Source organism: Pantoea sp. CS_6 (assembly GCF_041954745.1).
In the GTDB taxonomy this organism is placed as follows: domain Bacteria; phylum Pseudomonadota; class Gammaproteobacteria; order Enterobacterales; family Enterobacteriaceae; genus Pantoea; species Pantoea stewartii.
Genome location: NZ_JAVAYG010000004.1, coordinates 59,390 through 73,295, shown reverse-complemented (window position 1 = coordinate 73,295; position 13,906 = coordinate 59,390). Strand labels below are relative to the sequence as shown.

The 13,906-nt window shown below is 54.4% G+C and carries 10 protein-coding genes; 7 read left to right on the top strand and 3 right to left on the bottom strand.

The window, feature by feature from the left end; genetic code table 11:
• Window positions 1-20 precede the first annotated feature (20 nt).
• On the bottom strand, window positions 21-2,750 hold the full coding sequence (gene barA, locus RAC90_RS07540) for a two-component sensor histidine kinase BarA (protein WP_039338376.1): 2,730 nt from the start codon (window positions 2,748-2,750) through the stop codon (window positions 21-23).
• Window positions 2,751-2,837: 87 nt separating this feature from the next.
• On the opposite strand from barA, the gene rlmD reads away from it, so the two are divergent.
• The 7 genes from rlmD (at window position 2,838) to queE (ending at window position 12,684) form a co-directional block, all read left to right on the top strand.
• Entirely contained in the window at window positions 2,838-4,157 is a 1,320-nt protein-coding gene (gene rlmD / locus RAC90_RS07535; protein ID WP_039338374.1) for a 23S rRNA (uracil(1939)-C(5))-methyltransferase RlmD, read from the top strand.
• 32 nt (window positions 4,158-4,189) lie between these two features.
• A complete protein-coding gene (gene relA / locus RAC90_RS07530; RefSeq protein WP_006120764.1) occupies window positions 4,190-6,421 on the top strand; it encodes a GTP diphosphokinase in 2,232 nt (743 codons plus the stop codon).
• 89 nt (window positions 6,422-6,510) lie between these two features.
• On the top strand, window positions 6,511-7,299 hold the full coding sequence (gene mazG, locus RAC90_RS07525) for a nucleoside triphosphate pyrophosphohydrolase (RefSeq protein ID WP_375124179.1): 789 nt from the start codon (window positions 6,511-6,513) through the stop codon (window positions 7,297-7,299).
• A 229-nt stretch (window positions 7,300-7,528) separates the two neighbouring features.
• Window positions 7,529-9,166 carry a glutamine hydrolyzing CTP synthase gene (pyrG, locus tag RAC90_RS07520; protein ID WP_006120762.1) on the top strand — a complete coding sequence of 546 codons (1,638 nt, stop codon included), beginning with the start codon at window positions 7,529-7,531 and terminating at the stop codon, window positions 9,164-9,166.
• A gap of 76 nt (window positions 9,167-9,242) precedes the next feature.
• Window positions 9,243-10,538: a phosphopyruvate hydratase gene (eno, locus tag RAC90_RS07515; RefSeq protein ID WP_006120761.1), complete on the top strand. Its 1,296-nt coding sequence runs from the start codon at window positions 9,243-9,245 to the stop codon at window positions 10,536-10,538.
• Between the two features lie 233 nt (window positions 10,539-10,771).
• A complete protein-coding gene (locus RAC90_RS07510; RefSeq protein WP_375124178.1) occupies window positions 10,772-11,887 on the top strand; it encodes an endonuclease/exonuclease/phosphatase family protein in 1,116 nt (371 codons plus the stop codon).
• A 125-nt stretch (window positions 11,888-12,012) separates the two neighbouring features.
• A complete protein-coding gene (gene queE / locus RAC90_RS07505) occupies window positions 12,013-12,684 on the top strand; it encodes a 7-carboxy-7-deazaguanine synthase QueE (RefSeq protein ID WP_006120759.1) in 672 nt (223 codons plus the stop codon).
• Between the two features lie 33 nt (window positions 12,685-12,717).
• On the opposite strand, the gene RAC90_RS07500 is transcribed toward queE, so the two are convergent.
• Window positions 12,718-13,317 (bottom strand): inorganic diphosphatase, encoded by a 600-nt coding sequence (locus RAC90_RS07500; RefSeq protein ID WP_039338364.1) that lies wholly within the window; start codon window positions 13,315-13,317, stop codon window positions 12,718-12,720.
• A 159-nt stretch (window positions 13,318-13,476) separates the two neighbouring features.
• Window positions 13,477-13,836: a 6-carboxytetrahydropterin synthase QueD gene (gene queD, locus RAC90_RS07495; RefSeq protein WP_006120757.1), complete on the bottom strand. Its 360-nt coding sequence runs from the start codon at window positions 13,834-13,836 to the stop codon at window positions 13,477-13,479.
• Between the last annotated feature and the right edge of the window lie 70 nt (window positions 13,837-13,906).

Genomic DNA, 13,906 nt, shown 5'->3' with positions numbered 1-13,906 from the left:
CCTGCTGACTGACCGGCTTTTCACGGCATAGCGAGCACGCGGCGCGCCTGTCTGGCCACATTTTCCATCTCATCCTGCAGCTCCAGCAACTCCGGCTCCAGCGCCTCAATATCACTGGCCTGATGCAGTTCTTTTTCCAGTTTACGACAGAGTTGCTTCATCCGCGGTACGCCGCTGTAACTGGCGCTGCCGTGAAGTTTATGGATAATTTCCCGCAAGGCAACCGCATCGTTTTCAGCCATGTACTGTACGATCTTAGCGTGCACTTCCGGCAAAAATTCCAGCAGCATTCGCAATAAATCCCGCGCTAAATCAGGTTTGTTGGCCGCCTGACGCAACGCCAGTTTCCAGTCCAGCGTGGGCAGGATCTGGGGAACCTCGGGCACAGCGCTGGCCGGGCTGGGCATATAACGCGTCAACACCTGACTGAGCTTATTTTCATCAATAGGCTTAGCAAGATAGTCGTTCATGCCGGCCCGGATCAGGTGCTCACGTTCACCATCGATCGCGTGCGCGGTTACAGCGACGATCGGCGTGTTGGCATGGTTTGGCAGCGTGCGGATAATTTCACTGGCGCGAATGCCATCGATGTCGGGCATCTGGATATCCATTAAAATCACGTCCAGTGCTTGCCGGTGGGCGACGTGGATGGCCTGCTCGGCGTTATTGCACAGGATGCTGTGCTCAACCTGTTCTTCCAGCAGTGCGCCGATCAGCTTGAGATTCGCAGGATTATCATCCACCGCCATGACGGTTAACGGCAGACGCGGCGAGGAAGAGGCATCGTTACTGTGGCGGGCATGCAGCTCCAGCAGCATGGGCAGTAAACGCGTTTGTGAGACAGGTTTGGCAATACAGCCGTCAATACCGCGTACTTTTAGCTCATCGGCCAGCAACATCATTGGGCTTGGCAGCGCCATGATGACCTGATCGGCGCGTTCCAGCAGCGAATTGATAAACCGGCTTTCCAGCACCTGCGACTGGCTGGCATCGACAGGCATCGCCATCAGCAACAGGGGATAACGCGGCTGACTCAGGCCTTCCAGCGTTAAGCTGTGCTCTACCTGTAACGGCGTCGCGCCTAAAATCTCGACGACTGCGCTGGCAACATCGGGATTCGCTTCCACATAGGCCATGCGGGTGTTCGATAGTGCGTCAAGGACGCGCGGCATACTCGGTGCATTCGGATTGAGATCAAGTTTCACGCGCACCCAAAAGGTGGAACCGTGATTCTGGCGGCTGACGAAGGTGATCTCCCCGTTCATTTCCCGCACCAGTTTCTGGGTGATCACCAGTCCCAGCCCCGATCCGCCGTGGCGACGGGAAATGCTGGCATCCGCCTGGCGAAAAGCCTGAAACAGCTGCGCCTGCTGTTCTTCGGAAATGCCTATCCCCGTATCACGCACCTGAATCTCCAGCTCAACCTGGGTTGCCGTAAGGGTATGTTGCTCAACCCGTAAATTGATGGTGCCTTTTTCGGTGAACTTAATCGCATTGCCCATCAGGTTAATCAGGATTTGCTGCAGGCGAAGCGCGTCACCGATCACGTTGTCGGGGACGTTGTTATCGCATACCACCGTCAACTCCAGCTTCTTTTCGTGGGCCGATGGGGCCAGCAAAACCAGCGTTTCATCCAGCGTGGCGCGAAGCGGGAAAGGAATGGATTCCAGCATCAGCTTTCCGGCTTCCAGCTTCGAGAAATCCAGTACGTCATTGATAATCGACAGCAGGTTATTGGCCGAACGTTCAATCGTCAGCATATAGTCACGCTGGGTGGTGCGCAGCGGCGTTTTCAGCATCTGACGGGTAAAGCCCAGCACGCCATTCAGCGGCGTGCGCAGTTCATGGGACATGTTCGCCAGGAATTCGGATTTGATGCGGGCAGCTTCCTGGGCACGTTTTTTGGCCAGATCCAGCTCAACATTCTGAATTTCGAGCTGCTCCAGCGTTTCCCTCAGGTCCCAGGTCGCCTGATCGATGTTGTGCTGCATCTCTTCGTGGTAGGCGGTAAGCGACATCGCCATGGCATTGATCCCATTCTTCAGGATGCTCAGCTCGCCCAGCATGTGGCCTTCCACCCGGCTGTCCAGTTGCCCACGACGAATCCGGTCAACGGTGCTGACCATATTGCGAATGGGGCCGGTAACGTCCCGCATCAGGCGATAGGCAAACAACATGGCAATACACAGGCAGAACAGCAGCATCAGGGTGGCAATAAAGACTTCCCGGTATTGCTGTAAACGCACGGACTGCAAATCCAGCTCTATCGCCACGTAGCCCAGCGGATTCCCGGCGGGCTTGGCATCCTGTCCGGGCAATTCATCCACGGCGTAACGCTCGGAGGTGATGGGTTTGCGCAGGATCAACAGGTTGCCGCTGCCCTCCAGGGAAACATCCTCGGGCAGCGCCTGGATCGCCTGCTTTGTCTTCAGGCTGAGGTTTTGGTTGGTGTTGGAGGTGACGTAGAGCTGGTTATTATCATCAAAAACAGAAATGGCCCGTACAATGCCGGAATGGCGGCGATGGAGTAAACTCACCAGTTCACGCAGCGCATCACGATTGTGCCAGGTCATGCTGTATTCTGTGGAGACCGCCAGCGGTTCAATGATATTCGCCCCCGCCTCAATCACCTGACGCTGTAATTCATTGTAGCGATGCACCACAAAAAATGAGCTGAGCAGCAAGCCTACCATTAGCGTAGGCGCCAGGATTAAAATCATCATTCGCGCCCGCAGGCTGTATTTAGTCATAATAGTCGCCTGCTGTTTCGGCCTGAACGTCCCTGTGCACGTCGCTGAAATGGATGCACATCGAATTTAAAGAGAAAGAACTACACTATGGCGCAATTTTATTCCGCAAAACAGCGCGTGACGACCCGAAAAAGGCTGACCGTCACTATCGAAGACCTGGATCCTTTCGGTCAGGGCGTGGCCCGGCACAAAGGAAAAACCCTGTTTGTCGCGGGTGCGCTGCCCGGCGAACAGGCGGAAGTCACCCTGCTGGAGGAGAAGCGCCAGTATGCTCGCGCCAAAACAGAGCGTCTGTTGAACCACAGCCCGTCACGGGTTGAACCTCGCTGTCCGCATTTTAGCCGCTGTGGTGGCTGCCAACAGCAACATGTTGATGAGCCGCTACAGCAGCAGAGTAAAGCGCGTGCGCTGGCACGAATGCTTACTCAGGCAGCAAAGCAGCCGATCACGGTGGATGAGATCATCGCCGGTCCTGCCTGGGGCTATCGCCGCCGTGCCCGCCTTGGCCTGCAGTGGCACAGCAAAACACAGCAGCTCCAGATGGGCTTTCGCCAGGAAGCCACCAACGATCTGGTTGATATCCAGCAGTGCCCCGTTTTGGTGCCCCAACTTGAGGCGCTGATTATTCCGCTGCGCAATTGTCTCACTACGCTTAATGCTGTCAACCGTTTAGGCCATGTCGAACTGGTGCTGGCTGATAACGGGCCGGTGATGTTATTGCGTCATCTGGATGCATTAACTGCTGACGATATGGCAAAACTGGAACGGTTTTCGCATCAGCATCAGCTCATGCTGTTTTTGGATGATGGCGGCGAGGCACTGCGCGCAATCAGCGAACAACGCCCGTTTTATCATTCACACCAGCTTACGCTAACCTTCAGTCCACAGGATTTTATTCAGGTTAACGATACGGTGAATCAGCAGATGGTCGCCAGGGCAATCGCGTGGCTGGATTTACAGCCCGACGATCGTGTGCTGGACCTGTTTTGCGGCATGGGAAACTTTACGCTCCCTGTAGGAAAAACGGTACAAAATGCCGTTGGTGTGGAGGGCGTTGCAGCATTAGTCCAGCAGGCAGAGTATAATGCTGAGGTCAATGATCTTAAAAACGTCAGATTTTTTCAGCACAATCTGGAAGACGATGTTTCGCGTCAGCCCTGGGCGACGCAAGGCTTTAATAAGGTGTTACTCGATCCGGCGCGGGCCGGGGCGGCGGGTGTCATGTCCCATGTCGTCAAACTATCACCACAGCGTGTGGTCTATGTATCGTGTAATCCTGTAACACTCGCGCGTGACAGCGAAACACTGTTGTCGGCGGGCTACCAATTGGAAAGGGTCGCGATGCTGGATATGTTTCCGCATACCCGTCATCTCGAATCCATGGTGCTGTTCAGAAAAAAAACATAAGTGTCCGGCAGGGGCGCTGTGCAGGAGAGGATATGGTTGCGGTCAGAAGTGCACATTTAAATACGGAAGGGGAATTTGCCCTCGACCAGTGGATCGCCAGTCTTGGCGTGGCTAACCCGCAATCATGTGAACGTCTTGCTGAAACCTGGCGCTATTGTGAGGCGCAGACGCAAGGCCATCCCGACCAGTCGCTGCTGCTGTGGCGCGGTATTGAGATGGTGGAAATCCTCTCAATGCTCAGCATGGATATTGAAAGCCTGTGCGCGGCACTGATTTTCCCGCTCGCCAATGACGAAGTGGTCAGCGAAGAAGAGCTGGAAAAAACCGTCGGCAAAGGCATCGTTTCGCTGGTACATGGCGTGCGCGATATGGATGCGATTCGCCAGCTGAAAGCCATTCATAACGATTCAATGGCCTCAGAGCAGGTGGATAACGTGCGCCGCATGCTGCTGGCGATGGTGGAAGATTTCCGCTGCGTGGTGCTTAAGCTGGCAGAGCGCATTATGAACCTGCGCGAGGTGAAGGATGCACCGGAAGACGAACGCGTTCTGGCCGCCAAAGAAAGCACCAATATTTACGCGCCGCTGGCCAACCGGCTGGGCATCGGCCAGCTGAAATGGGAGCTGGAAGATTACTGCTTCCGCTATCTGCATCCCGAAGAATACAAGCGCATTGCGAAACTGTTGCACGAACGTCGTATCGATCGTGAGCAATATATCGATAACTTTGTCGTTAACCTGCGTAAAGAGATGGCGAAAGAGGGCGTTCGTGCCGAAGTGTACGGCCGTCCCAAACATATCTACAGCATCTGGCGCAAGATGCAGAAAAAATCGCTCGCCTTTGATGAGCTGTTCGACGTGCGCGCGGTGCGTATTGTGGCTGAGCGTTTACAGGACTGCTATGGCGCGCTGGGTACGGTACATACACTGTACCGCCATCTGCCCAGTGAATTCGACGATTACGTCGCTAACCCGAAGCCTAACGGCTATCAGTCCATTCATACGGTGGTGCTGGGACCGCAGGGTAAAACCGTTGAGATCCAGATTCGTACGCGTCAGATGCATGAGGACGCGGAACTCGGCGTCGCGGCACACTGGAAATACAAAGAAGGTCCGTCGTCCAGCCATGCCCGTGGGGCGGCAGGCCATGAAGAACGCATTGCCTGGTTACGTAAGCTGATCTCCTGGCAGGAAGAGATGGCCGATTCCGGCGAGCTGCTGGAAGAGGTCCGCAGTCAGGTGTTTGATGACCGCGTCTACGTCTTTACCCCGAAAGGCGATGTGGTCGATTTGCCCGCCGGTTCTACGCCGCTGGACTTTGCCTACCATATCCACAGCGATATTGGCCATCGCTGCATCGGTGCCAAAATCGGTGGGCGCATAGTGCCCTTTACCTATCAGTTGCAGATGGGCGACCAGGTTGAAGTCATCACACAAAAACAGCCGAATCCGAGCCGCGACTGGCTGAACCCGAATTTAGGATTCATCACCACCAGCCGTGGCCGCGCCAAAATTCACAACTGGTTCCGTAAGCAGGATCGCGATAAAAATATTCTTGCCGGTCGCCAGATTCTGGACAACGAGCTGAACCAGATGGATATCAGCCTGCGTGAAGCCGAGAAGCTGCTGCTGCCGCGCTATAACGTCACCTCGCTGGACGAGTTACTGGCCGCCATTGGCGGCGGGGATATTCGTCTGCACCAGATGGTGAATTTCCTGCAGGCCAAGCTTAATAAGCCGACGGCGGAAGAACAGGACCGTGAAGCCCTGCGTCAGCTGACGCAAAAATCGCACGCGCCGTCTGCCCGCAAGGAAAGTGGTCGCGTCGTGGTAGAAGGGGTGGGCAACCTCATGCACCATATCGCACGCTGCTGTCAGCCTATCCCGGGCGATGATATCGTCGGCTTTATCACCCACGGACGCGGTATTTCCATTCACCGTGCCGACTGCGATCAGCTGTCGGAGCTGATCTCCAACGCGCCAGAGCGCATCGTCGATGCCGTATGGGGCGAAAGCTACTCCAGCGGCTATTCGCTGGTGGTGCGCGTCACGGCTAACGATCGCAGCGGGCTGTTGCGCGATATCACCACGATTCTCGCCAACGAAAAGGTCAACGTGCTCGGCGTATCGAGCCGCAGCGATACCAAAAAACAGCTCGCCACCATTGATATGGACATCGAGATTTACAATCACCAAGTCCTGGGGCGCGTGCTGTCTCGCCTCAATCAGGTACCTGACATCATCGATGCCCGCCGCCTGCACTAACCTGTCATCAGGCGCACGTTTTGACCGACGTGCGCCTGGCTGCTTTTATCACCGCGTTTATGCCAACGGAACACCGGAAGGATTACCCTATGACGTCAATTGATCGCCTGCTGGGAATTATGAAAACCCTGCGCGATCCGCAACAGGGCTGCCCGTGGGATTGCGAGCAGACCTTTGCCACCATCGCGCCTTATACCCTGGAAGAAACCTACGAAGTGCTGGATGCGATCCAGCGCGAAGACTTCGACGATCTGCGGGGGGAGCTGGGCGATCTGCTGTTTCAGGTGGTGTTTTATGCCCAGATGGCACAGGAGCAGGGGCGCTTTAATTTTGATGATATCTGCCATGCCATCAGTGACAAGCTGGAACGTCGCCATCCGCATATTTTTGCGGAAGGCACCGCCGGGAACAGCGCTGAGGTGTTGAAAAACTGGGAGGCGATAAAAAGCGCGGAACGGGCAGAGAAAGCCCAACATTCGGCACTGGACGATATTCCAAAAGCGCTGCCTGCGCTGATGCGCGCCCATAAAATTCAAAAGCGTTGCCACAATGTGGGCTTCGACTGGACCACGCTGGGCCCGGTGGTCGACAAGGTGCATGAAGAGATCGATGAGGTGATGCACGAGGCGCAGCAAAGCGTCGTCGACCTGCAAAAGCTGGAAGAAGAGATCGGCGATTTACTGTTTGCGACGGTTAACCTCTCGCGTCACTTGGGCAGCAAAGCCGAAATCGCGCTACAGAAGGCCAACGATAAGTTTGAACGCCGTTTCCGTGCGGTGGAAGCAATCATTACTGCACAGGGGCTGTCTATGCCTGGCGCCACGCTGGAACAAATGGAAGCGGTCTGGCAGCAGGTAAAAGCCGACGAAAAACGCTGATTATTCCAGCGCTGCGCATAAAGTGCGCGCTTGGGCTTACTCGATTCAGCTTCGCGTCAACTTTGTGATGTACGTCAACATTTTGTTAACCGCTATCCGCTAAGGTACGCGCAGCAATGCGTGAGGAGAGGGATGTGATTCATCAATTGTGGCTGATGGCGGTTTCCAGTATACTGTTTTCCCGTCCTGGTTATTCCACCGTCTTTAAACCTAAACTCTCAGGTTCAGCATGACAACGAATTATATTTTTGTGACCGGCGGGGTCGTTTCCTCTCTGGGTAAAGGCATTGCCGCAGCCTCCCTCGCAGCCATTCTCGAAGCGCGTGGTCTGAACGTGACCATCATGAAACTGGATCCGTACATTAACGTCGATCCGGGTACCATGAGCCCGACACAGCACGGTGAAGTATTCGTCACTGATGATGGGGCCGAAACCGATCTGGATTTGGGTCACTATGAGCGCTTCATCCGCACGAAAATGTCGCGCCGCAACAACTTCACCACTGGCCGTATCTACTCGGAAGTCCTGCGCAAAGAGCGCCGTGGCGACTATCTGGGTGCCACGATTCAGGTCATTCCGCATATTACTAATGCGATTAAAGAGCGCATCATCGAAGGTGGCGAAGGTCACGACGTCGTGCTGGTCGAAATCGGCGGTACGGTCGGTGATATCGAATCCCTGCCGTTCCTGGAAGCGATTCGTCAGATGGCCGTCGACGTGGGCCGCGAACACACGATGTACATGCACCTGACGCTGGTGCCTTACATGGCGGCAGCGGGCGAGGTCAAAACCAAGCCGACGCAGCACTCTGTAAAAGAACTGCTCTCTATCGGTATTCAGCCAGACGTCCTGATCTGCCGTTCCGATCGGGCGGTGCCGGCCAACGAGCGTGGCAAAATTGCCCTGTTCTGTAACGTGCCAGAAAAAGCCGTTATTTCGCTGAAAGACGTCGATTCCATCTACAAAATTCCAGGCATGCTGAAATCGCAGGGTCTGGATGACTATATCTGTAAGCGTTTCAATCTGAATGCTCCGGAAGCCAATCTGGCCGAGTGGGAGCAGGTGATTTATGAAGAAGCGAACCCGGGCGGCGAAGTCACCATTGGTATGGTGGGCAAATATGTCGAACTGCCGGATGCGTATAAATCTGTTATTGAAGCCCTGAAGCACGGCGGGCTGAAGAATCGCGTTACCGTCAACATCAAGCTGATCGACTCCCAGGACGTAGAAACCCGTGGTGTCGAATTGCTGAAGGATTTAGATGCCATTCTGATTCCGGGTGGGTTTGGTTACCGCGGTGTCGAAGGCAAGCTGATGACGGCGAAATATGCCCGCGAAAACAACGTGCCTTATCTCGGCATCTGTCTTGGCATGCAGGTTGCCCTGATGGAGTTCGCGCGCAACGTTGCCGGTATGGAAGGCGCAAACTCCACAGAATTTGTGCCAGACTGTAAGTACCCGGTGGTCGCCTTGATCACCGAATGGCGTGACGAAGAAGGTAACGTTGAAGTCCGTTCTGAGCAGAGCGATCTGGGCGGTACCATGCGTCTTGGCAGCCAGCAGTGCCAGTTGACCCCGGAAAGCAAGGTTCGCCAGCTGTACGGTTCTGACACGATTGTTGAGCGCCATCGTCACCGCTACGAAGTGAATAATATGCTGCTGAAGCAAATTGAAGCAGCGGGTTTACGCGTGGCAGGACGTTCTGGCGACGATCAGTTGGTTGAGATCATTGAGATCCCGAACCATCCATGGTTTATTGCTTGCCAGTTCCACCCTGAGTTCACATCGACGCCACGCGATGGTCATCCGTTGTTTGCCGGGTTTGTGAAGGCAGCACATGAGCATCAGAAGCGTTTAGCGAAATAAGTTTAACGAACAACGCGCGAACTTTTCGCGCGTTGTTTGTCTTAGGATTGACTAACTTGTACTGAGGAAAATCGTAATGGCCAAAATCGTAAAAGTCATCGGTCGCGAAATTATCGACTCACGTGGCAACCCAACTGTTGAAGCTGAAGTGCACCTGGAAGGCGGCTTCGTAGGCCTGGCTGCAGCACCATCAGGTGCCTCTACCGGTTCTCGTGAAGCACTGGAACTGCGTGACGGTGACAAATCTCGCTTCCTGGGCAAAGGCGTAACTAAAGCGGTTGCTGCGGTTAACGGTCCGATTGCTGAAGCGGTAAAAGGCAAAGACGCGAAAGATCAGGCGAACATTGATAAAATCATGATCGACCTGGACGGTACTGAGAACAAATCTAACTTCGGTGCTAACGCCATTCTGGCTGTTTCACTGGCTGCGGCAAAAGCGGCGGCAGCCTCTAAAGGTCAGGCGCTGTATGAGCACATCGCTGAACTGAACGGCACCCCAGGCAAATATTCTATGCCACTGCCTATGATGAACATCATCAACGGTGGTGAGCACGCGGACAACAACGTCGACATTCAGGAATTCATGATTCAGCCTGTCGGCGCATCAAGCGTGAAAGAAGCGATCCGCATGGGTTCAGAAGTGTTCCACAACCTGGCGAAAGTGCTGAAAAGCAAAGGTATGAGCACAGCGGTAGGTGACGAAGGTGGCTATGCGCCAAACCTGGGTTCTAACGCCGAAGCGCTGGCGGTTATCGCGGAAGCGGTAAAAGCAGCAGGCTATGAGCTGGGTAAAGATATCACCCTGGCAATGGACTGTGCGGCATCTGAATTCTACAAAGATGGCAAATACGTGCTGGCCGGTGAAGGCGGTAAGGCCTTCACCTCTGAAGAGTTCACCCACTTCCTGGAAGATCTGACGAAGCAGTATCCGATCGTTTCTATCGAAGATGGCCTGGACGAATCTGACTGGGATGGCTTCGCCTACCAGACCAAAGTGCTGGGCGACAAAATCCAGCTGGTAGGTGACGATCTGTTCGTTACCAACACGAAGATCCTGAAAGAAGGTATCGAGAAAGGTATCGCGAACTCCATCCTGATCAAATTCAACCAGATCGGTTCACTGACCGAAACCCTGGCTGCGATTAAAATGGCGAAAGACGCAGGCTACACCGCTGTGATCTCTCACCGTTCAGGTGAAACCGAAGATGCGACCATCGCTGACCTGGCGGTCGGTACTGCTGCAGGCCAGATCAAAACCGGTTCAATGAGCCGTTCTGACCGTGTTGCGAAGTACAACCAGCTGATCCGTATCGAAGAAGCGCTGGGTTCAAAAGCGCCCTTCAACGGCCTGAAAGAAGTAAAAGGCCAGTAAGTTTACTGACTTCTGACTTCTGATGAAAACCCGCCCACGTGGCGGGTTTTTTTATGCCTTTGCCGTCAGGCTTCCTCACCTTTTTCTGCGACGTCTATGCTGTTTACATCTGTGCTTAACACAACCCACCGACACTGACGCTGTATACATGAATCTGACGCATCCTGTTGCTCGCCTGAGGCGCATGAATCACCGCTTTCAGGCAAAGATTAACTGGCTGAAGGAGAAAACCTGTGAGGCTGGCTTCGTATAACGTTGAAAACCTGTTTGATCGCGCCAGAGCGATGAATCAGAACGAATGGCGTGCAGGAAAACCGGTACTCGAAAAATTCGCCGAGCTGAATGCCCTGCTGGGGCAGGCTGAGTATACCGACGCGATGAAAAAACAGATGGTTGAACTGATGGTGGCGCTGGGACTGCAAAAGTCAGACACCGGGCCTTTTGTTCTCCTGCGGCGCAACCGGGGTAAACTGTTGACCCGACCCACAGACAACAGCGGCATTCGCATTATCGCCAATGGCCGTGCTGACTGGGTCGGATCGCTGGAACTGCGACGTGCGCCGATAGACGAGATTGCTATGGGATTAACGGCGCAGGTCATGACAGATCTCAGGGCGGATATCCTGACGGTCGTGGAAGCAGAAAGCCGCCCCGCGTTGCTGGAATTTAATAACACGATGCTGCCTGCCCGCGGCGGCACGCCGTTTAATCATGTGATGGTGATTGATGGCAACGATGAGCGGGGCATTGATGTCGGGCTAATGAGCGCGGCAGACTTTGCTATCGACACAATCCGAAGCCATGTCGATGACAAAGATAAACAGGGCGAGCTGATTTTCTCGCGCGACTGTCCCGAATTCACGATTCCTTTGCCCGACGGTCAAACCCTGCTTGTGCTGGTTAACCATTTTAAAAGCAAAGGGTACGGTGCAAAAGCCACCTCTGACGCCCGCCGTAAACGGCAGGCGGAGCGGGTCAAAGCGATATATCAGCAACGCATTAAAGACGGGCAAACCCTGATCGCGATCACGTGCGATTTTAACGACACGCCAGACAGCGAGGCCTTATCACCGTTGCTGAAGGACACCGACCTGAAAGATATCTTTACCCATGAAAAGTTTGATAACGGTGGCTATCCCGGTACCTGGGGCGGTTGCAGCGCCAGTAATAAAATTGACTATATTTTGCTGTCGCCCGCCCTGTGGAAAAAGGTCGAAAAAGGCGGCGTGTGGCGCAAAGGGATGTGGCCCGGTGTTCGCCCGGTAAAATGGGAAACCTATCCCGAACTGAAAAAAGAGGTGAATGCGGCGTCTGATCATGCGGCGGTGTGGGTGGATCTGGCCCTCTGATCCCGCCTGCTGTCCTCCTGTCGCCTGGCGCGTTCACAGCAGATCGCGTCGGTTCAGCATCACCTGACATGATCTCAGCGCTGAGTTCTGCGATAATCGCGTTTTAAAACTTCACAGAGATGATTATGCAGTACCCGATTAACGAAATGTTCCAGACGCTGCAAGGCGAAGGCTATTACACCGGCGTGCCGGCGATTTTCATCCGCTTACAGGGATGTCCGGTAGGATGCAGTTGGTGTGACACCAAACACACCTGGGAAAAACAGGCGGATCGGGAAACAGCATTAGGCGATATTCTGGTTAAAACGGTGGAAAGCGATGCCTGGGGCAACGCGGATGTGCCAATGCTGCTCAGCAGCATCGCGCAACAGGGCTGGACTGCCCGTCACATTGTGATCACCGGCGGAGAACCGGCCATCTACGATTTGCGCCCACTGACCGACGCGCTGGAAGCCGCAGGGTTTCAGTGCCAGATCGAAACCAGCGGGACCCACGAAATCCACTGCTCTGCACAAACCTGGGTGACCGTGTCGCCGAAAGTTAATATGCGCGGCGGTTATGATGTCCTGGCACAGGCGCTGAGCCGTGCAGATGAGATCAAACATCCGGTAGCACGGCAACGTGATGTGGAGGCCTTAGACGATTTACTGGCCGGGATTCAGGACACGAAAGCGCGCATTATTGCGCTGCAGCCGATCAGTCGCAAAGATGATGCGACCAAACTGTGTATCGAAACCTGCATTGCGCGCAACTGGCGCCTGTCGATGCAGACGCATAAATACCTGAATATTGCCTGACAGCAAAAAGGCGGCCCTGGCCGCCTTTTTCATTTACTGTTTCGCTTTCCAGGTTTCATAAGCCTGCTTAATCTCCGCTTTTGCGGCGTTCGCGTCTTCAAACCCTTTCAACTCAACCTTCTTACGGCCCTCGGGCAGTTCCTTGTAAACGCGAAAAAAAGCCTCCAGCCGCTGCTGCTCCATTTTGGGCAAATCGGCTACCGTCTGAATCGCATCATAGGTTGGATCGACATGACTGGCGGGTACGGCGACAATTTTGTCATCCACTTCGCCGCCGTCGATCATTTTCAGTACGCCAATCGGGCGCAGTTTAATGAGTGTCCCGGGGGCGAGTGGGGCGCGCGTATAGAAGATCACATCCAGCGGATCGTTATCACCGCCCAGTGATTGCGTCAGCGAACCGTAGTTAGCCGGATATGCAACCGGCATGGACTGAAAACGGTCGGCAACGATGAAACCGGTTTTCGCATCGGTTTCATATTTAATGATGCCGCCTGCCGGAATTTCCGTGACGGCATAGAAGGCGTCCGGCAGCGTTTCGGGTTGCGGGAAGTTAAGGATGTTTTCCGCCTGAACGGCGGCAGAGGCAGTGATAAAAACGGACAAGGCCAGAAAAGGCTTTCTCAGGTTCATTGTTGATTCTCATGATCTTTAATGAAGGAGAGAACAGCCTGGTCGGTAAAGATGACAGCGGGATGACAGCCGACGGAACGTTACAATGCACATGTCAGCAACCCTGCCGACTGATCAACCCTGTGCCCGATCAGCCGCCCGTTGGCGAAGGGCGGCCGGTTAACCGCGGTAGGTACAGCCTGCGGTGCAGGTTTCTTTGATCATGACCGCGCTCAGCAACGGCAGGCGAGGCTTCATATGATCCCAAATCCATTTGGCCAGCACTTCGCTGGTCGGATTCTCCAGTCCCGGAATGTCATTGAGGTAATAATGATCAAGCCGGTCATAAAGGGGTTTAAAGGCCGCTTTCAGTTCGGCAAAATCCATCACCCAGCCGGTATGCGCATCCACTTCGCCGGTGATTTCCAGACGCACCAGGAAGGAGTGACCGTGCAAACGACCGCATTTGTGTCCGGCCGGTACATTAGGTAAATGGTGTGCGGCTTCGAACTGGAACTCTTTAAATAACGTGGTAGACATAATCGCTCTCAGGCATTAAAAACGGGCCGAATTCTACCTGAAAAGCAGCTTTTTCGCACCCGTTAAGCGC

What these genes read in the sequence shown, in the direction of transcription:
- RAC90_RS07500 (WP_039338364.1), bottom strand. Translation starts at nt 13,317, where the DNA reads ATGAACCTGAGAAAGCCTTTTCTGGCCTTGTCCGTTTTTATCACTGCC.
- queD (WP_006120757.1), bottom strand. Translation starts at nt 13,836, where the DNA reads ATGTCTACCACGTTATTTAAAGAGTTCCAGTTCGAAGCCGCACACCAT.
- barA (WP_039338376.1), bottom strand. Translation starts at nt 2,750, where the DNA reads ATGACTAAATACAGCCTGCGGGCGCGAATGATGATTTTAATCCTGGCG.
- mazG (WP_375124179.1), top strand. Translation starts at nt 6,511, where the DNA reads ATGACGTCAATTGATCGCCTGCTGGGAATTATGAAAACCCTGCGCGAT.
- eno (WP_006120761.1), top strand. Translation starts at nt 9,243, where the DNA reads ATGGCCAAAATCGTAAAAGTCATCGGTCGCGAAATTATCGACTCACGT.
- pyrG (WP_006120762.1), top strand. Translation starts at nt 7,529, where the DNA reads ATGACAACGAATTATATTTTTGTGACCGGCGGGGTCGTTTCCTCTCTG.
- queE (WP_006120759.1), top strand. Translation starts at nt 12,013, where the DNA reads ATGCAGTACCCGATTAACGAAATGTTCCAGACGCTGCAAGGCGAAGGC.
- relA (WP_006120764.1), top strand. Translation starts at nt 4,190, where the DNA reads ATGGTTGCGGTCAGAAGTGCACATTTAAATACGGAAGGGGAATTTGCC.
- rlmD (WP_039338374.1), top strand. Translation starts at nt 2,838, where the DNA reads ATGGCGCAATTTTATTCCGCAAAACAGCGCGTGACGACCCGAAAAAGG.